General features: G+C 71.5%; 14 protein-coding genes and 1 pseudogene. 8 read left to right on the top strand and 7 right to left on the bottom strand.

Annotation, left to right across the window (positions count from 1 at the left end; all coding sequences use genetic code 11):
• Nucleotides 1–4 precede the first annotated feature (4 nt).
• From F4553_RS05975 to F4553_RS05960, 4 genes are read left to right on the top strand one after another with little or no spacing between them, the layout of a single operon-like run.
• The gene (locus tag F4553_RS05975; RefSeq protein ID WP_376776191.1) at nucleotides 5–178 is read left to right on the top strand and encodes an MbtH family protein; all 174 of its coding nucleotides are present in this window, start codon (nucleotides 5–7) and stop codon (nucleotides 176–178) included.
• A complete protein-coding gene (locus F4553_RS05970; RefSeq protein WP_184833050.1) occupies nucleotides 175–1,449 on the top strand; it encodes an MFS transporter in 1,275 nt (424 codons plus the stop codon). Before F4553_RS05975 ends, F4553_RS05970 begins: the two co-directional genes overlap by 4 nt.
• Entirely contained in the window at nucleotides 1,446–6,419 is a 4,974-nt protein-coding gene (locus F4553_RS05965; protein WP_184833048.1) for a non-ribosomal peptide synthetase, read from the top strand. Before F4553_RS05970 ends, F4553_RS05965 begins: the two co-directional genes overlap by 4 nt.
• The gene (locus F4553_RS05960) at nucleotides 6,416–7,186 is read left to right on the top strand and encodes a thioesterase II family protein (RefSeq protein WP_184833046.1); all 771 of its coding nucleotides are present in this window, start codon (nucleotides 6,416–6,418) and stop codon (nucleotides 7,184–7,186) included. The genes F4553_RS05965 and F4553_RS05960 overlap by 4 nt, the downstream gene beginning before the upstream one ends.
• Here F4553_RS05960 and F4553_RS05955 read toward each other — a convergent pair.
• From F4553_RS05955 to F4553_RS05945, 4 genes and pseudogenes are all read right to left on the bottom strand, one after another.
• Nucleotides 7,134–8,834, bottom strand: a complete 1,701-nt coding sequence (locus F4553_RS05955; protein ID WP_184833044.1) for a condensation domain-containing protein — start codon at nucleotides 8,832–8,834, stop codon at nucleotides 7,134–7,136. The genes F4553_RS05960 and F4553_RS05955 overlap by 53 nt on opposite strands.
• 18 nt (nucleotides 8,835–8,852) lie before the next feature.
• Nucleotides 8,853–10,433 carry a BTAD domain-containing putative transcriptional regulator gene (locus F4553_RS05950; RefSeq protein WP_312875104.1) on the bottom strand — a complete coding sequence of 527 codons (1,581 nt, stop codon included), beginning with the start codon at nucleotides 10,431–10,433 and terminating at the stop codon, nucleotides 8,853–8,855.
• Nucleotides 10,434–10,454: 21 nt separating this feature from the next.
• Nucleotides 10,455–10,715: pseudogene (locus F4553_RS42870) on the bottom strand (AfsR/SARP family transcriptional regulator); the annotation flags it as partial.
• Between the two features lie 218 nt (nucleotides 10,716–10,933).
• Nucleotides 10,934–13,906 carry an alpha-L-rhamnosidase-related protein gene (locus F4553_RS05945; protein WP_221469706.1) on the bottom strand — a complete coding sequence of 991 codons (2,973 nt, stop codon included), beginning with the start codon at nucleotides 13,904–13,906 and terminating at the stop codon, nucleotides 10,934–10,936.
• 242 nt (nucleotides 13,907–14,148) lie between these two features.
• On the opposite strand from F4553_RS05945, the gene F4553_RS05940 reads away from it, so the two are divergent.
• From F4553_RS05940 to F4553_RS05925, 4 genes are all read left to right on the top strand, one after another.
• Nucleotides 14,149–16,503 carry a family 43 glycosylhydrolase gene (locus tag F4553_RS05940; RefSeq protein ID WP_184833040.1) on the top strand — a complete coding sequence of 785 codons (2,355 nt, stop codon included), beginning with the start codon at nucleotides 14,149–14,151 and terminating at the stop codon, nucleotides 16,501–16,503.
• Between the two features lie 149 nt (nucleotides 16,504–16,652).
• The gene (locus F4553_RS05935; RefSeq protein ID WP_184833038.1) at nucleotides 16,653–17,177 is read left to right on the top strand and encodes a PadR family transcriptional regulator; all 525 of its coding nucleotides are present in this window, start codon (nucleotides 16,653–16,655) and stop codon (nucleotides 17,175–17,177) included.
• Complete coding sequence (locus tag F4553_RS05930; protein WP_312875103.1) at nucleotides 17,174–17,596, top strand: ATP-binding cassette domain-containing protein; 423 nt, start codon at nucleotides 17,174–17,176, stop codon at nucleotides 17,594–17,596. Before F4553_RS05935 ends, F4553_RS05930 begins: the two co-directional genes overlap by 4 nt.
• Nucleotides 17,593–19,839, top strand: a complete 2,247-nt coding sequence (locus F4553_RS05925; protein ID WP_184833036.1) for an FtsX-like permease family protein — start codon at nucleotides 17,593–17,595, stop codon at nucleotides 19,837–19,839. Before F4553_RS05930 ends, F4553_RS05925 begins: the two co-directional genes overlap by 4 nt.
• 114 nt (nucleotides 19,840–19,953) lie before the next feature.
• Here F4553_RS05925 and F4553_RS05920 read toward each other — a convergent pair whose 3' ends face one another.
• The 3 genes from F4553_RS05920 to F4553_RS05910 are packed head-to-tail and all read right to left on the bottom strand — an operon-like array spanning nucleotide 19,954 to nucleotide 22,804.
• Entirely contained in the window at nucleotides 19,954–20,580 is a 627-nt protein-coding gene (locus tag F4553_RS05920; protein ID WP_312875102.1) for a LutC/YkgG family protein, read from the bottom strand.
• Entirely contained in the window at nucleotides 20,577–22,052 is a 1,476-nt protein-coding gene (locus F4553_RS05915; protein WP_184833032.1) for a LutB/LldF family L-lactate oxidation iron-sulfur protein, read from the bottom strand. Before F4553_RS05915 ends, F4553_RS05920 begins: the two co-directional genes overlap by 4 nt.
• The gene (locus F4553_RS05910; RefSeq protein ID WP_184833030.1) at nucleotides 22,049–22,804 is read right to left on the bottom strand and encodes a (Fe-S)-binding protein; all 756 of its coding nucleotides are present in this window, start codon (nucleotides 22,802–22,804) and stop codon (nucleotides 22,049–22,051) included. Before F4553_RS05910 ends, F4553_RS05915 begins: the two co-directional genes overlap by 4 nt.

The following is a 22,804-nucleotide window of genomic DNA, read 5'->3' as shown; positions in this document are numbered from 1 at the left end:
ATATGTGGTGGTGCGCAACCACGAGGACCAGCACTCCATCTGGCCGGAGGACCACCCGGTCCCGCCGGGCTGGCAACCGGTCGGCGCCACCGGCACCAAGGCCGAGTGCCTGGCCCACATCACCGAGGTCTGGGTCGACCTGCGCCCCCGGAGCCTGCGCGAACGGATGGGACGATGACCGTGTCCACACCAGACAGCCTGTGGCGGCACGCCGACTTCCGGCGCCTGTGGGCCGCCGAGAGCGTCAGCCAGCTCGGCACCCAGGTCAGCCTCATCGCGCTGCCCCTGATGGCGATCATCGCGCTGCACGCGACGCCGTTCCAGGTCGGCCTGCTCACCGCGGTGGAGTTCCTGCCGTTCCTGCTCGTCGGCCTGCCGGCCGGGGCATGGGTGGACCGGATGCGCCGACGGCCGGTCCTGATCGCCGCCGACCTCGGCCGGGCCGCCGCGCTGCTGATCCTGCCCGCCGCCTACCTGCTCGACCTCCTGCAGCTGTGGATGCTCTTCCCGGTGGTCTTCCTCGTCGGGGTGCTGACGGTCTTCTTCGATGTCGCCTACGGCTCCTACCTGCCGTCGCTCGTCGACCGCGACCAGCTCGTCGACGGCAACGCCAAGCTGGAGCTGTCGCGGACCGGCGCGCAGATCGTCGGCCCGGGGCTCGGCGCGGGCCTCGTGCAGGTGCTCACCGCCCCGGTCGCGGTCCTGGCCGACGCGCTGAGCTTCCTCGGCTCCGCGCTGTTCCTGATCGCCGTCAAGCGCCGCGAGCAGCCGCCGGTCGTCCCGGAGGGCGGCCACCGGCTGCTCGCCGAGATCGGCGAAGGGCTGCGCTTCGTCATCTCGCACCCGCTGCTGCGGCCGATCGCCCTGACCACCGCGACCCTCAACCTCGCGCTCGGCGCGAACCAGGCGGTCCTACTCGTGTTCGCCGTCCGCGACCTCGGGCTGTCCCCGGTCTGGATCGGCGCGGTGGTCATCGCGGGCAACATCGGCGGGCTGCTGGGCGCGGTGCTCAGCGGCCGGCTGGCTCCGCGCCTCGGCTACGGGCCCACGATCGTGGTGTCGGTGACCGTCTTCGCCACCACCTCGGTGCTGTTCCCGCTCGCCTACGGCAGGGCCGGCGCTTTCCTCGTCGCCGCCGGGCTGTTCGCCGCCGGCGTCTCGGCGGTCGTCTACAACATCGCGCAGATCAGCCTGCGCCAGACCGTCACCCCGGACCGGCTGCTGGGCCGGATGAACTCCTCGATGCGGTTCGTGGTGTGGGGGATCATCCCGCTCGGCGCCGTCGCCGGCGGCGTGGCCGCGAGCCAGGTCGGGTCGCGGGCCGTGCTCTGGGCCGCCTTCGCCGTCGGGCTCGTCGCGATCGCGCCGCCCACCCTGTCGGCGCTGCGGTCGGTCCGGGACGTGTCGGCACCGGACGAGGAACTCGCCACCGTGGGCGGGCAGCCATGACCGGGGACCGCAACGTCACGCTGCCCACCTCCTACGCCCAGCAGCGGCTGTGGTTCCTGGACCAGCTGATGCCCGACTCGGCGGTCTACACCCTGCCCAGCTGCCTGCGGCTGCGCGGCGACCTCGACGTGCCCGCGCTGCGGGCGGCGCTGGACGACCTGGTGGCGCGGCACGAGGTGCTGCGCACCACCTTCCCGGCCGTGGCGGGGGAGCCGATGCAGCGCATCGCCGCGCAGGCCGTGCTGCCGATGGCGGTGGCCGACCTGTCGGCGCAGCCTCGTGAGGCGCTGGCGGAGCTGCTCACCGCCTGCACCGAGGAACCGTTCGACCTGGCCCGCGGGCCGCTGGTGCGGGTCACCCTGGCCCGACTCTCCACATCGGACCATGTCCTGATCCTGGTGCTGCACCACATCATCAGCGACGCCTGGTCCCTGGAGGTCCTGCACCGCGAACTCGCCACCTGCTACGCCGCCCGGCTGCGCTCGGAAGAGCCACCCCTCAACCCCCTTCCCATCCAGTACGCCGACTACGCGGTCTGGCAGCGCGGCCAGCTCACCGGCGCGCTCGGCGACCGGGAGCTGGACTGGTGGCGGGGCCAGCTCGCCGGGGCGCCGGACCGGCTGCCCCTGCCCACCGACCACCCCGCCCCGCCCGTCGCCGACCTCGTCGGCGCCACCCACGCCTTCGCCCTGCCGGATCCGACCTGGCGCCGGGTGCTGGCGCTGGCGCGGACCCGCCGCACCACGCCGTTCGTGGTGCTCCTCGCCGTCTACGCCGTGCTGCTGCAACGCCTCACCGGGCAGTCCGACCTGCTCATCGGTACCACGGTCGCCGGACGGGACCGCGCCGAACTCGAAGGGCTCGTCGGATTCTTCGTCAACACCGTGCCGATCCGGATCACCAACACCGCGACCTGCACCGCCGCGGACTGCCTCGACCAGGTCCGCCGCACCACACTGGAGGCGCTCGCCCGTCCGGAGCTGCCCTTCGACCGGCTGGTCGAGGCGGTCCGGCCCGAGCGGTCGGCGACGACCAGCCCGCTGATCCAGACGGTCTTCTCCGTGGAGTATGTGGCGGCCGACCCGACCGCCTTCCCCGGCCTCGCCGTCGAGGTCGTCGACCCCGTGTCCCGCTACACCAAGTTCGACCTCAGCCTCACCGTCGAGGCCGGCCGGGCCGGGCAACGCGGGCTGCTCACCTATCGCCGGGACCTCTTCGAGCCGGGCACGATCGAGCTGCTGGCGGAGCGCTACCTGCGCCTGCTCGACGCCTTCCTCACCGCACCGGACACGCCGCTGTGGCAGCTGCCGCTGCTCGACCCGGCGGAGCTGCGGCAACTGACGCGGCAATGGGGGGCGCCACCGGCCACCGCCGCCCCGGCGATGCTGCCCGCGCTGCTGGCACAGGCCGCCGCGGACAGCCCGGCCGCGCCCGCCATCGACACCGGCAAGGAGCAGGTCACCTTCGCCGAACTGCACCGCACCGCCGCCCGCCTCGCCCACCACCTGCGCCGCCTCGGGGCGGGGGCGGACGACGTGGTGGGCGTGTGCCTGCCCCGGGGCGTGGGGCTGCTCGGCAGCCTGCTCGCGGTGCTCACGGCCGACGCGGCCTACCTGCCGCTGGACCCGGCGCACCCGCCCGGGCGGCTCGCCACCCTGATCGAGCAGGCCGGTGCCCGGCTGGTCCTCACCACCCGGGAGCTCGCCCGATCACTGCCTCCCGGCGTCGAGCCGGTCCTCGTCGAGGAGCTCGACCTCAGCGGGCTGCCCGACACGCCGCCGGTGTCGCTCGGGCATCCGGACCAGCTCGCCTACGTCCTGAGCACCTCCGGCTCCACCGGGCTGCCGAAGCCGGTCGGGGTGACCCATCGCGCGCTCGCCAACCACGCCGCCGCGATCCGGGCCCGCTACGCGCTCACCGGCACCGACCGGGTCCTCCAGTTCGCCGGCATCGGCTTCGACGTGGCCGCCGAGGAGATCTTCGCGACGTGGCTCGCCACCGGCTGCGTCGTCCCGCTCGCCGACCCGTCGCTCGCCCCGGCCGCGTTCACGCGGCTGCTCGACGATCGCCGGGTGACCGTGGCCAACCTGCCCGCCAGCTACTGGCGCCAGTGGGCCCGGCAGGAGGCCGGACCGGCCGGTCACCTGCCCGACCTGCGCCTGATGGTGGTCGGCAGCGAATCCGTGGACATCGAGACCGTCACCCGGTGGCGGGAGCACACCACGGTCGGGCTGCGCAACGCCTACGGTGTCACCGAGGCGACCATCACCTCCACAGTGGACGATGTCGACGGTGTCGGGCCGACGATCCCCATCGGGCGGCCGATCGCCGGGGTGCAGACGCACGTGCTCGACGCCGAGCTGCAACCCGTACCCGTCGGAACCGTCGGTGAGCTCTACCTCGGCGGCGCGGGACTGGCGCGCGGCTACCTGCGGCAGGCCGGGATGACCGCGGAGCGCTTCGTGCCGCACCCGTTCGCCACCGAACCGGGATCCCGGCTCTACCGCACCGGCGACCGGGCCCGCTGGCGCCCCGACGGGCGGCTGGAGTTCCTCGACCGGGGCGACGAGCAGCTCAACATCCGCGGCCACCGGGTCGAGCCCGCCGAGGTGGAGGCCGCGCTGCGAGCACACCCTGGTGTCGCGGACGCGGTCGCGGCGGTCCGGCCCGCCCCGGACGGCGAACGCCGCCTCGTGGCCTACGTCGTGCCCCGAGGCTCCGCACCGGTCGGCAGTGCGCAGCTGCGGCCGTTCCTCGCCGAGCGGCTGCCCGCCTACCTCGTACCCAGCGCGTTCGTGCCGGTCGACAGCATCCCGCACACCGCCAACCACAAGGTCGACAGGGCGGCGCTCGCCGCGCTGGAACCCGCGTCCCGGCAACGGGCCGCCGAGCCCGCCCCGGCGACCGGCACCGAGCGGCTGCTGATCGGGCTGTGGCAGGAGCTGCTCGGCGTCGGCCGGGTGACGACCACGGACAACTTCTTCGACCTCGGCGGATACTCGCTGCTCATGGCTCGGCTGCGCGCCCGCCTGCAGGAGGAGCTCGGCCGGGAGATCCCGATGATCGCGCTCTACGAGCACCCCACCATCGCGGCGCTCGCCGGTCACCTCTCCATCGTGGAGGAGCGCCCACCGGCCGAACCGCCCCGCCCCGCCGCCCCCGCGCCGTCGCGGCTGCGCCGCCGCCGCGAGCTGGCCGAGAAGCCGAAGGAGAGGCCCGCCACCGTGCTTGAGGCGTGCATCCACACCCTGGTCGAGCGGCAGGCCGCCCAGCGGCCGCACGCCGTCGCGCTCGACGGGGACACCGCCCGGCTGACCTACCGGGAGCTCAACGAGCAGGCCAACCGGCTCGCCCGGCACCTGATCGAGCACGGGGTCGAGCCGGACCGGCCGGTCGCGGTGCTGCTGGAGCGCTCCGCCGAGTTCGTGGTGACCGCCCTGGCGATCCTCAAGGCCGGTGCGGCTTTCGTGCCGCTCGATCCGGCGTACCCCCGGAATCGGACGACGCAGCTGCTCGCCGACAGCGGAGCGGACGTGGTGGTGACCTCCGGCCGGTTCCGCGAGTCGATCGCGGGCCCGGCCACCGTGGTCCTCCTGGACGAGGTGAGCGGTGACCGGCCGACGGGCGACCTGGACCTGCCGGTCGCGCCGGACAACCTCGCCTACGTGATGTACACCTCCGGCTCCACCGGCGTGCCCAAGGGCGTGATGGTGCCGCACCGGGCCGTCGTCCGGCTGGTCCGGGACGCCGACTACGCCCGGCTCGGACCGTCCGAAACGCTCGCCCTGATCTCCTCGATCGCGTTCGACGCGTCCACCCTGGAGATCTGGGGCGCCCTGCTGACCGGCGGGCGGCTCGTCGTCGGCCCGGCCCACGCCCCGTCACCGGCGGAGCTCGGCCATCTGATCCGCGTCCACGGGGTCACGACGATGTGGCTCACCGCAGGCCAGTTCCACCTCATGGTCGACGAGAGCCTCGCCGACCTGCGCGGGCTGCGGCAGCTGCTGGCCGGCGGCGACGTGCTCGATCCGGCGCGGGTCCGGCGGGCGGTCCAGGAGCTGCCGGGCTGCCAGGTCGTCAACGGCTACGGCCCGACCGAGGGAACCACGTTCACCACCTGCCACCGGGTGCCGGACAGCCCGTCGCCGACCGACCCGGTCCCGATCGGCCGCCCGATCAACGGCACCACCGTCCGCATCCTCGACGACCACCTGCAGCTCGTCCCGGTCGGCGTGCCCGGCCAGCTCTACGCCGGGGGAGCGGGCCTGGCCCGCGGCTACCGGGGCGACGCGGCGCTGACCGCGAGCAGGTTCGTCCCCGACCCGTACGCCGACCAGCCCGGCGCCCGCCTCTACGCCACCGGCGACCGGGCCCGGTACCGCCCCGGCGGGGTCGTCGAGTTCCTCGGCCGCCTCGACCAGCAGGTCAAGATCCGCGGACACCGGGTGGAGCCCGGCGAGATCGAGGACGCCCTGCGCCGCCACCCGCTGATCCGGGACGTCGCCGTCGTCGCGCACGGCGCGGGCGCGGGCGAGCGGCGCCTCGTCGCCTATCCGGTGCTCGCGGACTCCTATGCGGACAGTGTCACCGGCCTGCGCGACTGGCTGCGGGAAAGGCTTCCGGCCCACCTCGTCCCCGACCTGTGGGTGCCGCTCGACGAGCTGCCCCTGACCGCCAACGGCAAGGTCGACCGGCGCGCCCTGCCCGAGCCGACCCTCGGGCTCACCACCACCGAGCCGGCCGTCGCCACCCCGCGACAGGCGTCGATCGCCGCAATCTGGACCGAGGTGCTGGAGGTGGCGGCCGTCGGCGTCCACGACGACTTCTTCGAGCTCGGCGGGCACTCCCTGCTCGCCGCGAAGGTCGTCGCCCGGCTCCGGCGCGACCACGGGGTCGAGGTCCCGCTCAGCATCGTCTTCGACCACCCGACCGTGGCTGAGCTCTGCGCGGCGATCTGGTCGGAGTCTTGACGACGGAGGCAGGCCGCTGGCTCCCCTCGGGCCGGCGGCCTGACCCCGACGCCGCAGTCCGGCTGCTCTGCCTCCCCCACGCCGGTGGCGGCGCCTCGTCCTATCGCGCCTGGCGGGCGGCGTTCCCGCCCGGCGTCGACGTGCTGCCGCTGCAGCTCACCGGCAGGGAGACCCGGCGGCGGGAACCGCACTCCATCGACATCGGCGAGATCGCCTCCGCCGTCGCCGCCTACGCCGACCGCCCCTACGCCCTCTTCGGGCTCAGCATGGGCGCCCGCATCGCCTTCGAGACGGCACGGGAGCTGCGGCACCGCCGATTCCCGCCGCCGATCGGGCTCTACGTCGCCGCCGCCCTGCCGCCCGACGCACCCGACCCCCTGGTGGGCCGGCTCGCCGTGCTGCCCGACGACGAGCTGCTGACCGAGCTCATCGGCTGGGGCGGCATGCCGGCGGCGATCCTCGCCGAAACAGAGCTGCTCGCGATGATCCTGCCGGTCCTGCGCGCCGATCTGCGCTGGCTGGCGGCCGCGGTGCACCGCCGGCAGGAGCCGCTGGAGATCCCGATCGTGGCGTTCGCGGGCGAGGACGACCCCAGCGTGCGGCCCGCCCAGCTGATCGGCTGGGCGGACCACACGCTGGGGACCTTCGACCTGCACACCCTGCCGGGCAGCCACTTCGCGGTGCACGAGGACCCCGCCGCGGTGGCCCGGGTGCTTACGCCGCGCCTCGGGCGTACTGGTCGAGCAGCTCCCGCTGGGCCGCGCTGACGATCGGCAGCCGCCACACCGGCGCGGCCGGGTCGGCCACGGCGGCGGTCAGGATCAGCCGGTACTGCTCCACCATCTGCTCGGCGGTCGCCGGGTCGAACAGGTCGGAGTTGTACTCCCAGAAGACCGTCACCTGGTCGGCGTGCTCGTCCCGGCCGCCGAGCAGCCGCTCCGCCCGCGGGATCACCACGATGTTCAGGTCCGTCTTCGCCGAGCCGTTGGCACGCTCCAGAATGGAGACCGGCGAGCCGTCGAAGTCGAGCTGCCGGGCCGGGGTGTCGTGGAAGCTGAACATCACCTGGAACAGCGGGTTGACCGACAGGTCGCGGCCCGGCCGCAGCTCCTGCACCAACCGCACGAAGGGGTACGCCTGATGCTCGCTCGCGCCGAGCACCGCCTGCCGCACCTCCCGCAGAACGTCCAGATAGGACGCCGATCCGGCGACCCGGCAGCGCAGCACCACCGAGTTGACGAACATCCCGATCAGGTCCTCGGTCTCCCGCTGCCGGTTGGCGAACCCGGAACCCACGCACAGGTCGCGTTCCCCGGTGTAGCGGTGCAGCCAGGTGACGAAGCCCGCCAGCATGCCCATGTAGAGAGTCGCGTTGGCGCCGCGGCAGAGGTCGCGCAGCGGGTTGGCGACGGCCGCCGGAAGGTCGAGCCGGATCTCCGCACCCCGGAACCGCTGGTGCTTCGGCCGGGGGCGATCGGCGGGCAGGGCGAGCACCGGGGGAGTCCCGGCCAGGGCCTCGTGCCAGTAGTGCCGGTGGTGCGCCATCTCGCCGGAGTCGAGGGCGGCGCGCTGCCAGCGGGCGAAGTCGGCGTACTGGACGGGTAGTTCCGGTAGGGCCGCCTCCCGCCCGGCGCGCAATGCGCCGTAGAGCTCGGCCAGCTCGCGGGTGTGCACCGTGAACGACCATCCATCGTGGACGAAATGGTGCTCCACGACGAGCAGGTCGTGCTCCTGCGGGGCGAGCTGGATCGCGATCCAGCGGAAGAGCGGCAGCCGGGCCAGGTCGAACGGCCGAGAGGTCTCGTCCCGGACGATCTGCTCGATCCGCTCCGCCTGCGCCGCCGGGGGCAGCCCGGCGAGGTCGTACCGTGCCACCCGCGCCGGGGCCGGATCGTGCACCTGCTGCCAGGCCTGGCCCTCCTCGTCCTCGCCGAAGGTCGTCCGCAGCATCTCGTGCCGCTCGGTCAGGGCCGAAATCGCCCGCTCGAAGACGTCCACCTCGAACGGCCCGGTCACCCGCAGCGACCACTGCGTGTTGTAGGCGACGTTCTCCGGTGCGAGCCGGTGGTGAAACCAGACCTCCTCCTGGATCAGCGATAGCGCGGTCCGGCCGGTCGACGCGGTCCGGGTGATCGCGCTCCGGGCGGCTGCCGGGGACTGGCGTGACTGGATCTCCCGGCTGAGCGCGGCGACGGTCGGATGGGCGAAGAGTACGGAGGCCGGCAGGTCCACCCCGAAGGCGTCCTGCACCCGCCCGGCGATCTTGCCCGCGATCAGCGAGTAGCCGCCGAGGTCGAAGAAGTCGTCGTCCGGTTCGACCCGGTCGAGGGAGAAGACCTCCGCCCAGATGGCGGCGAGCCGTTGCTGGACGGATGGGCACGGTGTACGGGGACACGACGGATCAATCCTTTCCACTGTGGAGGACGGACGGGCTCAGCCGCGGTCGCCCGCGGCGAGCAGCCGCCGGGGTGCGGAATCGATGACGGCCAGCCGCTCGCGGGCGTAGTCGCGCAGCAGGACCGGGAGGGTGAACCAGATCTGCCCGTCCTGGTCGTAACGGGTCACCTCGATGAGGTTCGCCTGCGCCAGCCGGTCCACCAGGCTCTCCGCCGCGGCTGCGTCGAGCTGCATGAACGCCCCGACCAGGGCGGATCCGATGGTGCGCTGGCGAAGGCGGCCGAGGAAACGGAACACCATCTGGCACTGGTGGTCCAGCGCCAGATAGCTGGGGTGGAAGGCGTCGGCGACCGACAGATCGCCGATGACCAGCTCGGCCACGCGCCGCTTGTCGTCGGCCAGCCGCGCCGCCAGCCGCGCCAGCGGCCAGCGGGGACGCGCGGCGAGGCTCGCCCCGGCGATGCGGATCGCCAGCGGCAGGTTGCCGGTCAGCCGCACGATCGTGGCCGCCGCCTCCGGCTCCGCGGCCACCCGGTCCGCCCCCACGATCTTGGTGAGCAGCTCGATCGACTCCTGGACCGACAGCGCGCCGAGATCGAGCCGTCGAGCGGACTCCAGCGCGGGGAGCATGCTCCTGCTCGTGATGATCGTGGCGCTGCCCGGGCCCGCGCACAGCAGGGGCCGGACCTGCGCCTCGTTGCGGGCGTCGTCGAGCACGACGAGGACCCGCCGCCCCGCGACATAGCTGCGGTAGAGCTGCTGCCGCTCGGCCAGATCGACCGGCAGCACCCGGCGGTCCAGCCCGAACGCGACCAGGATCCCGGCGAGCACCTCGCCCGGATCGGCCGGGGACGCCGTCGACCCGCGCAGCTCGGCGAAGATCTGCCCTTCGTAGTAGCGGTGCCGGGCACTCCAGGCCGCCCGGATGGCGAGCGTGGACTTCCCGACGCCCGGCATCCCCGCGATCAGCGCGACCGGTCCGTGGGCCGGATCGCCGTCGCCGTCGTTGCCGCCGTCGCTTTTGAGAAACGATTCCAGCCGGTCGAGCTCGCCCGTCCGCCCGGTGAAGTCGGCCACCACCCGGGGCAGCTGCGACGGGATCGGAGCGATCGCCTTGACGGTGACCTCCTGCCCGGCGGGTGCCAGGCGCAGCGAGGCGTCGTCGTCCAGCATCGCCCGCAGCAGGCCGCGCAGCTCCGGTCCGGGCTCCATGCCCAGCTCGGCCACGAGCACGTCCCGACATCTCTGGTACGCGTGCAGCGCCTCACCCCGTCGCCCGGACCGATACAGCGCGAGCATGAGCTGGCAGTAGAGCCGCTCCCGGAACGGATGGCTGCTGACCAGCCGCTCCAGGTCGCCGATGAGCTCGACATGCTTGCCCAGCGCCAGATCGGCCTCGATCCGGGCCTCGGTGGCGCTGAGCCGGGCCTCCTCCAACCGGGGCAGCTCGACCTCCCGGATCACCTCGGAGGCCACGTTGGACAGCGCCGGTCCCCGCCACAGCTGCAGCGCCTTGCCGAGCAGTTGGGAGGTACGCGCCACGTCCTGTCGCGCGGTCAGCCGGGCCTCGGCGACAAGGCGTTCGAATGCGCGCAGATCGACCACGTCGTCGGGCACCTGCAACAGATATCCCGGCGGTTGAGTGATGAGCATCTGCTCGGCGACGGATCCGCCGGCGGTCCGAATGGAACGGCGAATTTGATGAATATATACGCTTACCAGGTTCCGGGCGGTTATTGGCGGCGATTCGCCCCATAGCGCCCGGACAAGGTATTCGGTCGATTGAATCCGGTTGGCGCCGAGCAGGAGCGCAGCCAGTAAGGATCGTTGTTTCGGTGCTGCCGCCACGACCTGGTCGCCGAACCTGATCTCCAGCGGTCCAAGCAATTGGAACTCCATCCCTCCTCCACTCCTTGACCGCGGTCGGTTAATCCGAAATGCGCAGTCGAGACGTCATTCCGTGTTTTCGGTCTCGGCAGGTGGACGGCGTGGAACACAAACGCGTAGCCATGGGGATCCATGGATAAACCATGCCGGGAGGCAACGGTAGCTGCCGCGCTACGAAGTGTGCTCGATCATTGTTGAGTTTCGGTTAAGTTACAATTGAAGATCATCGATCACGAAAGGGCGGGGTGCCGGCGACTCCGGAGACTCGGAGCACGGCTTGACCGCCCGCGCGGCGGCGGAAGCCGGTCCGTGCTCGTTCCCGTCGCCGGGGTGTGACCCAGGCCGGTGCCTGGATCACACCCCCGGCGATGACGCTCAACCGACCAGGAAGCAGGACTTGGCGACCCCGAACATGGGATCGTTGCCCATCGCGGTGCTGGTGCAGGGCGCGCTACCGGTGAACGAGCGGTAGACGTAGCGGCCGTCGGCGCCGTATGCCACGGTCTGGAACCCGCTGAACGTGCAGGTGCCGTTCTCTGCGGCGCAGACGTTCGCATAGCCGGCGGGGCGGCCCCGACCGGGTGTAGCAGGACTTCACCGTCCCTGACAGCGGATCGCCGAACAGGGTGTTGCCGCAGGTCACCGAGCCGGTCGACGGGGTGTACGCGAACGCGCCGTTCGCTCCGTAGGCGACCGGCTGCCCGATCGCCGCCGCGCAGACGGCGTTCTCGGCGGCGCACGATGTCCAGCCCGTGCCCGGACCACCCGCCGGGGGCAGGTAGCACTGCTTGGCGGCGCCCGGCAGCGGATCGCCGAAGACCGCAGCGGTGCAGGCGGTGCCGCCGGAGCGCAGCGCGTAGGCGAAGGCTCCGTTCGCGCCGAACGCCACCCGGCGGGTGCCGGTGAAGGCGCACGTGCCCCCGTCGGCCGCGCAGGCGGTCCAGCCGCTCGGGCCGCCGACCGGGGCGACGAAGCACGACTTCAGCACCCCGAACACCGGGTCCGCGCCGATAGCCGTGCCCGTGCACGCCGTACCGTTGGTGATGGTCCTGTAGGTGTAGGAGCCCGCGCCGAACGCGACCACCCGCGTGCCGGTGAAGGAGCAGGTGGCGGACTCGACCGCGCAGTGGGTGAAACCCACCGGCAATTCGGCCGGGGAGCCGACCCCGGTCGCGACGAGGTCGTAGGTGCCGCCGCCGACCCCGGTGAGGTAGACGTAGTTGGCGTCCTGGCTGCCGCCGCTGACGCCCGGCCGGGCGGTGAAGGTGCCGTTGTTCCAGACCGTGGCCCCGTTGACGCTCACCACGACGTTGGCGCCGCCGAGTTTGGGCACCCCGATGACGCCGGTGGTGCCGGCCCGGGCTGACCAGGTGCGAGGTGAAGGTACCGGCGGCGATGCTGCGCGACCAGGACGCGTTGAGCGCTCCCTGCGGCAGGGTGATCCGGCCCTCCACACTGGTCAGGTCGCCGGGGTGCGGCACGAACCGGTAGACGCCGACCGTGGGCGCGGGGGACAGGCCCAGCACGTTGAAGGTCAGCGCCGAGGTCGGTCCGGTGGCCCAGCCGTGGGCGAGGCTGAGGTAGGAGCCGCCGTAGTCGAACGTGCCGTCGGCCTTGAAGCCCTCCCAGAAGGTGCTCTTCGTGCCGATCGGGCTGTCGAGCATGTAGCCCCACTCGCGGCGGATCAGGTCCAGGCCCTTCTGGTCGTTGCCCGCGGTGAAGTGCGCGTGCACCTCCATCGAGCCGGGGAAGGTGCCGATGTTGCCGCCCTTCTCCGGGGTCACCGCGCCGAAGGTGTTCCAGCGTGCGGTCAGGTTGCCGGTGATCGCGGTGGCCTTGGCGGGGGTGTCGGTCAGTCCGTACCAGACCGCCAGTGCGTTGCCGTCCTGCGGGTAGAGGGTGCTGCCGGGGTTGTCGCGGTAGAACTCCACGGCCGGGTTCCACAGCAGGGAGTTCACCGCCGCCTTCAGTGTCGCGGCCCTGCTGCTGTAGGTGCCGGCCAGGGCGGTGTCGCCCTCCACGGTGGCGAGTTCGGCACCGCCGAGCAGTGCGGCGTAGAGGATGGCGTTGGCGGCGATGTTGTTGCCGCCCTGGTTGCTGCGGGCCCAGTCGTTGGCGCCGGTGACGTTGAGCAGCCCGTTGCCGCTGATCTTGTTGGTGATGAAGGCCATGCCGAGCTTGTACCTGCCCCAGATGGAGTCCAGCCAGGACTTGTCGGCGGTGTAGGAGTAGTAGAGCGACGTGCCGAGCAGCGACCAGGTGTGATAGGTGTCGGAGCCGTAGAAGTTGACCTGCGGCCCGGCGTAGGGCAGCTCGCCCGATCCGGTCTGCGCGTTGAACATCGTCTGCAGCGAGTTGCGGGTGGAGAGCATGTCGTTGGTGGAGACGTAGGCGGTCGGCACCGAGATGCCCATGTCGCCGGGCCACACGGTCCGGTCGCGCTTGGCTCCGTCGGTGAGGATGCTGGCCCCGACACCGACGGTGGCGCCGTTGTTCCAGCCGGTGGCGGGTGGTCCCCACACCCGGCCCTGGTCGGGGGCGATGGTGTTGGTCTGCACGGTGTAGGCGCCCGCGTACCAGATGCGGTTGAGCAGGGTGTCGTTGGAGAGGAAGTAGTTCGGGTAGGCGCTGGGGTCGGCCATCGTCGGCACCGGGCTGAACTGCAGCGACACCCGGTAGAGGTCGACCCAGCCGGACGTGTTCAGGAAGACCGTCAGGTAGCGGAATCCGCCGCGCAGCTTCGCCGTCGGCATCGTGTAGGACCCGTTGGCCGGTGCAGATCCGACGATCGCGCCGTCGGCGCCACCGCCGCCGTTGCTGGCGTCGCTGCCCTGCCCGACGTAGAGCGAGGATTCGCTGAACGCCAGCCCCACCTGCTGGCTCGCGTCGCTGGTGCCGTGGAAGGAGAGGGTGGCGAGCCCGCCGACCTCCTTGCCGAAGTCGAGCACGATCGCCGAGCCGGTCCCGGACAGCCGGGTGTTCTGCTGGGACAGCACGTTCTGCGGGCTGGTCACGGTGCCTGCGGTGCTGTGCACGGCGACCGGGGCGAGGGTGCGGGAGGTGGGGGCGTAGTTGAGGACGGCCAGCTCCCCGGCGGGCGGGTCGGCGAGCGCGGGGGACTGCTGGCCCACCCCCGTGGTGAGCGCCGCGAGCAGCACGGCCGCCGCCCAGGCGCTCGTCGATCGGTGGATGGGTGTGCGCATCGATGACCTCCGCGATATGAAACGTTTCAATCACGCCGTGTCCGACACGGAACAGCCCGCTTCGGATGTGGCCGAATGTTGCAGGCAGATTTCCTATTTGTCAATGGGACCCCCTCCGCCGTCGGAACGGCCGTTGACAGAGGCGATCCCGTCCCGCAACATCTCTGGCACATCTCACGTCATGGACCGTCGTCCCGGTCCAGTGAATTGAATCGTTTCATAATTGCTAACGAAGGACAAGGATGTCCATACGCTTCCCCGGTCTGCGCAGGTGGGCCAGCCTGGCGCTCGCCGCGCTGCTCGCGACGACCTCAGCCGCCTGGCTTGCCCCGGCACCCGCCGCCGCGGCCGTGACCATCACCATCAGCAACTCCGACAGCGCCGGCCACCAGCTCAGCCGGTTCGATGTGGACGGCAACGCCCTCGACGCCCACGACGGCTCGCTGATCCAGTACGCCGGCACCTACTACCTCTACGGCACCAGCTACGCCTGCGGCTACAAGTACCAGATCAACTCGACGTTCTGCGGGTTCAAGGTCTACAGCTCGCCGGACCTGGTGCACTGGACCGACCGCGGCCACGCCGTCCCGGCCGGGACCTGCGGCTACTGCTTCCGGGCCCAGGTCAAGTACAACGCCGCCACCGGCACCTTCGTGCTGTGGTCCGACGCCGGGATCGGCAACAGCTACGCCGTCTACACCAGCCCCACCCCGACCGGCCCCTTCACCCGGCGCCCCAACCCGACGCTCGCCGTGGGCGGCGCCATCGACATGTCGCTCTTCGTCGACGACGACGGCACCGGCTACCTCATCCACAACACCGTGCAGGTCGCGGCCGGGCTCACCGCCGACATGGTCGTCGAGCAGCTCACCCCCGACTACCTCGGCACCACCGGCGCCAACGTCCGGCTCGGGCTCGGCGATGTCGAGGGCTTCGCCGTCTTCAAGCGCAACGGCGTCTACCACGCGCTGATGTCCGAACCCAGCTGCGCCTACTGCTCCGGCGGCACCGGCGAGATGACCGCCACCTCCATGCTCGGCCCCTGGTCCGGAGCCTGGTACGACCCGAACGGCGTGCACCAGAGCGGCCGGGCCGAACCCCGCTGGCGAGCCCGGCTCGTCAACGCCGACAACTGCGGCGGCCAGCCACTCGCCGTCCTGCCGGTCGCCCAGCAGAACGGCACCACCGGCTACTACTTCGTGTCGGACCGCTGGAACAACCGCGCTCCCAACGAGTCGCTCGCCAACTTCTTCATCGGCCCGATGAGCTTCACCGGCGACATTCTCAACACCATCGACTGCGTGAGCTCCTTCACCGCGTCGCTGGCGACCGGCACCGCGGGCACCTACAACAGCCTGCCGCAGCTCAACCAGGGCAGCGGCTTCGACGGCTTCCGCCACTACTGCGACATCACCTCCGCCGTCGAGCGGCAGCAGTCCTTCACCCCGTCGGCCTCCGGTGTCCTGACCGGCGCGTCGGTGACCACCTTCCAGTCCGGCGACCCCAACGCGCCGCTCTTCCTCGACATCGTCGACGCCGCGAACGGCACGGTGCTCGGCACGCAACCGGTGACGACCACCTGGGCTCCGAGCACGGCGAAAACCACTCCGGGGGTACGCGTCGACGCGGGCCACGCCTACCAGCTGCGCCTGCGGACGGCGGCCACGGTCGGCTGCTACGGGTTCGAGTACAACGACGGTGATCCGTACCCGGGTGGTGCGGAGAGCTACCGGGTCACCAGCGGTTCGACCTTCACCGCCGAACCGGCACGGGACCTCAAGTTCACCGTCGATGTCAGCCCGTTCGCGATCGGCGCCGAACTGCCGGGCGGCTACACCCGGTGCGCCGGCGAAGGGCAGGCGTGCACGTTCACCGGCACGCGGGTCGTCGCCTACGGCGCGGGCGGGTATGCGTACAAGCTGGTCAGCTCGCCGGTGACCTGCGGGGCGGCGGCGTTCGGCGGCGACCCGGCCTACGGGGTGACGAAGTCCTGCTACGTCGCCCCGGCGGGTGGACCCAGCGGCTACACCCTGTGCGCCGCCGAGAACGGGACCTGCAGCACCGGTGACATCCGGATGGTGGCCTACGGCGTGAACGGCGCGTTCGTGTACCGGCTCGCCAACGGGTCTGTCGCCTGCGGCAACGGAGCGTTCGGCGATCCCGCCTACGGTGTGGCCAAGTCCTGCTACAGCGCGCCCGTCGGCGGGCCGGGTAGTGGTTGGACATCGTGCGCGGGCGAGGGCGGCAACTGTTCCGCTGCCGCCGGGCAGGTCGTCGCCTACGGCGCGAACGGTGCGTTCACCGTCGCCACCACGACGGGCGGCAGCACCACCTGCGGTCCGGCCGCGTTCAGCGACCCGATCTACGGCGTCGCCAAGTCGTGCTACCTGCGAACGGGGGCTCCCTCGGGGTATGCGACCTCGTGCGCGGCGGCGGAATCGGGGACGTGTGCGTTCACCGGGGTCCGGACCGTCGCCTATGGTGCTGCGGGCCGGTTCGTGTACCGGTCCTTCACCGGCGGCACGCCGTGCGCGATCACCGTCTTCGGCACCGACCCGATCTACGGCGTCGCGAAGAACTGCTACCTCACGCCGTAAGCAATCGGTGGCGGGCGTGGCTCCCTGACCGTCATGGCGAGCTGGGAGTCACGCCCTGGTCTGAGTCCTCTGCTGGACAGCACTCTCGGCTTCACGGCATTCACCGGGTACATATACGCGGAGTATACTCCTAGTGTAGGTTCGCCGACGTGAGTGTTCCCTTGACTCTTCTCGGCCTGCTTGAGCGCGAGCCCAGCCACGGCTATGACCTCAAACGCGATTACGACGCATTCTTCGGACGCGGTCGGCCGCTCCCATTCGGACAGGTCTACGCCACCCTCGGTCGGCTTGCCCGGGACGGGAAGGTGGTGATGGACGAGGTGTCGCCCGGCGACGCGACGGAGCGCAAGCGGTATGTCATCACCGAAGCCGGCGCCACCGAGGTCGACGCTTGGCTCACCGAGCCGGTGGAGGCCGAGCCGCATCTGCAGACGATCCTGTTCGCCAAGGTCGTCCTCGCGCTGATGCTGGACCGGCCCGCTGAGCAGTATCTGGATGCCCAGCGGGGCAAGCACCTGGACCGGATGCGCGAGCTGACTGAGCTGAAGCGCACCGGCGGACTCGTCGACGGACTGCTCGCCGATCACGGCCTGTTCCATCTGGAGGCCGACCTGCGCTGGATCGACACCACCTCCGCGCGCCTCGACGCTCTGGCCAAGGCGGTGCGACCGTGACCACGGCTCTCGAGGCCCGGGACGTCGTGTCGTCCTTCGGCGAGACACCCGCCCTGCGAGGCGCCAGCATGACGCTTGCCCCTGGCGAGATCGTCGCTGTGATGGGTCCCAGCGGCTCCGGCAAGTCGACTCTGCTGCATTGCCTGGCCGGTATCCTCGTGCCGCAGCCGGGTCAGATCCGCTTCGGTAACCGCCGGGTCAGCCGTCCGAGCGTGTTGTTCGCCGATGAGCCGACCGGTTCGCTCGATCCGCTCACCGGGGAGCAGGTGATGGACCTGATGGTCGACTCGGCCCGCGCGGAAGGCGCGACCGTCGTCGTGGTCACCCACGAGGCCCGAGTCGGGGCGTACGCCGAACGGACCATCATCGTCCGCGACGGTGAGGTCACCTCGCTCGCGACCGGCTCGGTGCTGTCATGATCGGGCTCGGCCTGCGGCTGGTCCTCGCCAGCGGGCGGGAGGCTGCGGTTCGGCTGCTTGTCATCGCAGTCGCCGTCGGCGTCGGCACCGGCCTGCTGCTCGCCGTCCTGGCCTGCATCAACGCGACGCACGCGCAGAACGCCCGCTTCGGCTGGCTGAACACGGCCGTCGCACCGCCCGCCGCCTACGCCACAGCCGATCCGATGTGGTGGTCGCTCAGCCGGGACTATTTCGACGGCCAGACCATCGGCCGGGTCGATGTCGCCGCGATCGGTCCGCACGCCCCGGTGCCACCCGGCATTCCGCGGCTTCCCGGTCCGGGGGAGTATTACGCCTCACCAGCGCTGAGTGCCCTGCTGCATACGACCCCGGCTGCCCAGCTTGCTGACCGTTTCGCCGGCCACGAGATCGGCACGATGGGCGCCGCCGCTCTGCCCTCACCGGACTCGCTACTCGTCATCGTCGGCCGTACTCCCGCCGAGGCTTCCCGCCTGCCCTTCGCCAAGCAGGTCACACGCATCATGACAGCCGACCCGGGCAACTGCGCGGAGTGTTACGTCGGTACCCCGGCAGCCGGCATGGAGTTGGTCCTCGGCGTGGTGGCGGTCGCGCTGCTCTTCCCCGTCCTGATATTCATCGGCACCGCGACCCGGCTCGCCGCCACCCGTCGCGAGCAGCGCTTCGCGGCGATGCGCCTGGTCGGCGCCACTCCCGGACAGATCGCGGTACTGTCGGCGGTCGAGTCCGGACTGGCGGCAGTCGTCGGCACCGGGCTGGGCTTCGCGCTGTTCCTCACCTTCCGAGACCCGCTGGCTGAGATCCCGTTCACCGGAGTCCGGTTCTTCACCGACGACCTGAACCTGAACGTCATCGACGCGCTCGCAGTCGTCGTCGGCATCCCGCTCGGCACGGTGCTCGCCGCCAGGTTGGCCCTGCGCCGGGTGCAGATCTCCCCGCTCGGTGTGACCCGACAGATCACCCGGCGACCGCCTCGGCCCAGGCGGCTGATCCTGTTGGTGGTCGGCGTCGCGGAACTCGTCCTCATCCTCCTCGCCGGGCACCCGCGCACCACGACCGGCCAGCTCACGGCGTACCTGTCCGGTATTTTCCTGATCATGGTGGGACTGGTGGTCGCCGGTCCGTGGCTGACCCTGCTCGGCTCCCGAATGCTGGCCGGGCGGGCCAGCCGGGCGGCGACGCTGATCGCCGGGCGACGCCTCGCGGACAACCCGGCGGTCGCCTTCCGGGCGGTGAGCGGCCTGATGCTCGCGTTATTCGTGACGAGCGTCACCACCGGCGTTATCTCCACGTTCGTCGCCTACCGGGCCTCGTCGCCTGACAACGCGGTGGCCCACACCTCTATGCAGCTGGTCATCTGGCCGCGCGACCTCGCTCCTGGCCAAGCCGCACCGCAGGCCGCCCAGGTTCCGGCCGGGCTCGCCTCGATCCCCGGCGTGCGCAGCGTGAACGTCGTCTACCTCGCTCCGGACTACGGTAAACGGCCCGTGGGCCCCCCGAAGGTGCCCCGGATGCCAGCCCTGACCGCATGTGCCGGGCTGCCTCCGGAGTTCGGCAGCTGCCCGCCCGGGGCACAGGTGGCCGCGGTCCAGCCCAACCTGGTCGCCCCGGGCAGCAAATTCCTGTCCGCCGCCGAGCCCGCGGCCTGGGACGCCGCACCGTTCTCCGTGGATGACCTCCGGAAGCTTCCCCTGGTGTCCGTAGTGGTCGGCACGGACGGCTCGACGGCGGCGCTCGAGCAATCCCGGACCCTGCTGGAGATCGCGTTCCCAGGGACCGCCCGCCCGCCGGCGACCGAAACAGACGTCCAGAGCGACACCACCGGGTCGCTGGACCGGTACCAGCAGCTGGCCAACGTCGTGATCCTGGCCAGCCTGCCGATCGCCGGGTGCAGCCTGGCGGTCAGCGTGATCAGCGGCCTCACCGACCGCAGGCGCCCGTTCAGCTTGCTGCGGCTGGCTGGGATGCGCCTCGCCGAACTGCGCCGCGTGGTGCTGCTGGAGTGCGCAGTACCGCTGCTGACGGTCGCGATGCTCGCGATCGGCATGGGGTTCCTGACAGCCGAGCTGTTCCTGCGTACCCAATTCCGCTACACACTGGTGTCACCGGGCCCGACCTACCTCCTCCTCGTCGCAGCGGGGCTGGCCGGGTCGCTGGGCATCATCGCATCGACCATGCCGCTGCTGCGGCGAATCACCGGCCCGGAAACGGTCCGCAACGAGTGACCCGGTAGGGCGGTCGCGACTCAACCGAGCCGCAGCCGCGTATCCCCGGTTGCATGCAGCAACCGGGTATACGCTGACGGCTGCCTCGATCCGCTCGGCGTTGATACGGGTGAGTCAGTCGCTGACCAGGACCACGATGAGCTTTCGCGGACCGTGAACCCCCTCGACCCGCTGCAGTTCGATGTCGCTGGTCGCCGAGGGCCCGCTGATGAAGGTCAGCGGCCGACGCGGGTCGAGCCGCCCCAGCAGTTCCGGCACCCCGCGCACCACCTGGTCGGCCCGCACCACGCAGATGTGCCGATCCGGGATGAGCGTGACGGCCCGCCGCCCCTGATCGGGCGACCCGTCGAGCACGATCGTCCCGGTCTCGGCGGCCGCGGCGGTGCACGAGGTCAGCACGGTGTCGACCGCGTCCAGCTCGGCCCAGCTCAGCGACCCGTCGTCAACGACGGCAGCCGGCGGCGCCCACCCGTCAGGCAGCCCCGCCGGCACCACCACCCGCCCGGCGCTCTCGAGTACGGAGGCGAGCACGGCGGCGAAGTCAGCAGGAGTGGCGCGATGCACCGTGGCCTTGTAGTCGACGAGCCGGTCGGTCAGCAGCTCCAGCAGCTCGGGCGACCCAACCGGGGAACCGCCTGTCCGGTGGTAGTCCCGTGGGATCTCCACAGTCGAGGTTCGATCTCCCAGCGATGTCCGGATGCGCGCCAGGATCTCGTCGCGGGCAGACGGTGGAGTGCTCACGATTCTCCTCGGGTGCGCAGCCACCACTCGCGGAAGGTCTCCGTCGGCGGCAGCGGAACGTCACGGGTGGCGGTCCAGGCCGACGCGGGTGGCGGCAGCGACCGGATCCGGCCTCGTCGGCGCCCCAGCACCCGCCCGAGCCGCGCCGTGCGAGTGACGAAACCGAACCGGCGAGCGGAGGACATCACCCAGGCCGCCGCCCCCATGGCCAGCGATTCCGCCGACGGCAGCCGGTGCTCGGCGGCGTACTCCTCGACATGCCGCGCCCGCAGATGGACCAGGATGGACGGGATGTCGATCCGGACGGGGCACGCGTCGAAGCAGGCCCCGCAGAGTGTCGACGCGTAGGGCAGCGACGCGTTCTGCTCGACCCCGGTGAGCTGCGGGGTGAGGACCGCGCCGATCGGCCCGGGGTAGACCGAGCCGTAGGCGTGCCCGCCCGCGCGTTCGTAGACCGGGCACACGTTCAAACACGCGCTGCACCGGATGCAGTGCAGTGCCTCGCGGCCCACCTCGTCGGCGAGCACCGCCGTGCGCCCGTTGTCCAGGAGCACCAGGTGGAAGTCCTGCGGGCCGTCACCGGGGCTGACCCCGGTCCACATGGAGGTGTAGGGGTTCATCCGCTCGCCGGTGGAGGAGCGCGGCAGCAGCTGGAGGAAGACCTCCAGGTCGGTCCAGGTCGGCACCAGCTTCTCGATGCCCATGACGGTGATCAGGGTGTCGGGCAGGGTCAGGCACATCCGGCCGTTGCCCTCGGACTCGACGACGACCAGGGTGCCGGTCTCCGCGACGGCGAAGTTGGCGCCGGAGACCGCGACCTTCGCCGACAGGAACTTGCGGCGCAGGTGGCTGCGGGCGGCCATGGCGAGGCGGCGTGGTTCGTCGGTGAGGTCGGGATCGACGCCGGGCATCTCGCGCAGGAAGATCTCGCGGATCTCCGAGCGGTTGCGGTGGATCGCCGGCACCAGGATGTGCGAGGGGGTGTCGTGTCCGAGTTGGACGATCAGCTCGGCGAGGTCGGTCTCCCAGGCGGCGATGCCGGCCTGCTCCAGCGCTTCGTTGAGCCCGATCTCCTGGGTCACCATCGACTTGACCTTGACCACCTCGTCGGCCCCGGTCGCCTGCACGAGTTCGGTGATGATGCGGTTGGCCTCGACGGCGTCGCGGGCCCAGTGCACGGTGCCGCCGCGCGCGGTGACCTCCTGCTCCAGCCGGGCCAGGTGGTCGTCGAGCCGAGCCATGGTGGCGGCCTTGATCGCCTGCCCGGCGAGCCGCAGCTGCTCCCAGTCGTCGAGTTCGGAGACGACGGCGAGCCGTTTGGCCCGGATGGTGCCGGTGGCGTGCCCGAGGTTGCGGCGCAGCTGCGGGTCGGCGAGCGCCGTGCGGGCCGCCTGCGGGAAGGTCTGATCGCCGCGCAGCGCGCCGACACCGGGGGAGGAGTGGGCGGGCATGCCGAGGAAGACCTGGCTCATGACGCTCCTGCGGGTGCGTGCAGCGTCTCGACGGACGCGAGGATCTCGGCGAGGTGCAGGGTGCGTACGCCGGTCTGCAGCCGGGACAGCCCGCCGCCGATGTGCATCAGGCAGGACGAGTCGCCCGCGGTGACCGTCTCGGCCTTCGTGGCGAGCACGTGGCGCATCTTGTCGGCGAGCATGGCGGTGGAGGTGTCGGCGTTCTTCAGCGCGAAGGTGCCGCCGAAGCCGCAGCACTGGTCGGCGTCGGGCAGCTCGACCAGGGTCATCCCGCGGACCGCGCGCAGCAGCCGCAGCGGTTTGTCGTCCACCCGCAGCATGCGCAGCGAGTGGCAGGTCGGATGATAGGTGACCCGGTGCGGGAAGTAGGCCCCGACGTCGGTGGTCCCGAGCACGTCCACGAGGAACTCCGACAGCTCGAAGGTCTTCGCGGCCAGCGCGTGGGAGCGGTCGGCCAGGTCGGCGCGGCCGTGCCGCCGGGCGATGGCGGCGTGCTGGTGGCGCACCGAGCCCACGCACGAGCCGGACGGGGCGACGACGGCGTCGTACCCCTCGAAGGTCTCGGTGAAGTGCTCGACCAGCGGCAGCGCCTGGCGCTGGTAGCCGGTGTTGATGTGCATCTGGCCGCAGCAGGTCTGCGCGGCGGGGAAGTCGACCTGATGGCCCAGGCGTTCCAGCAGAGCGACCATGGCCTGCCCGACCTGGGGGAAGAGCGTGTCGGCCAGGCACGTGACGAACAGGGCGACGCGCAC

The sequence above is a fragment of the Allocatelliglobosispora scoriae genome (genome assembly GCF_014204945.1).
GTDB lineage: Bacteria > Actinomycetota > Actinomycetes > Mycobacteriales > Micromonosporaceae > Allocatelliglobosispora > Allocatelliglobosispora scoriae.
The sequence above is the reverse complement of the archived record's forward strand: the minus strand, read 5'-3'. Positions and strand labels throughout refer to the sequence as shown.

Bases quoted from the DNA above. Each gene is read 5' to 3' on its own strand.
- F4553_RS05970 (WP_184833050.1), top strand. From the start codon at position 175: ATGACCGTGTCCACACCAGACAGCCTGTGGCGGCACGCCGACTTCCGG.
- F4553_RS05965 (WP_184833048.1), top strand. From the start codon at position 1,446: ATGACCGGGGACCGCAACGTCACGCTGCCCACCTCCTACGCCCAGCAG.
- F4553_RS05945 (WP_221469706.1), bottom strand. From the start codon at position 13,906: ATGCGCACACCCATCCACCGATCGACGAGCGCCTGGGCGGCGGCCGTG.
- F4553_RS05940 (WP_184833040.1), top strand. From the start codon at position 14,149: ATGTCCATACGCTTCCCCGGTCTGCGCAGGTGGGCCAGCCTGGCGCTC.
- F4553_RS05925 (WP_184833036.1), top strand. From the start codon at position 17,593: ATGATCGGGCTCGGCCTGCGGCTGGTCCTCGCCAGCGGGCGGGAGGCT.
- F4553_RS05915 (WP_184833032.1), bottom strand. From the start codon at position 22,052: ATGAGCCAGGTCTTCCTCGGCATGCCCGCCCACTCCTCCCCCGGTGTC.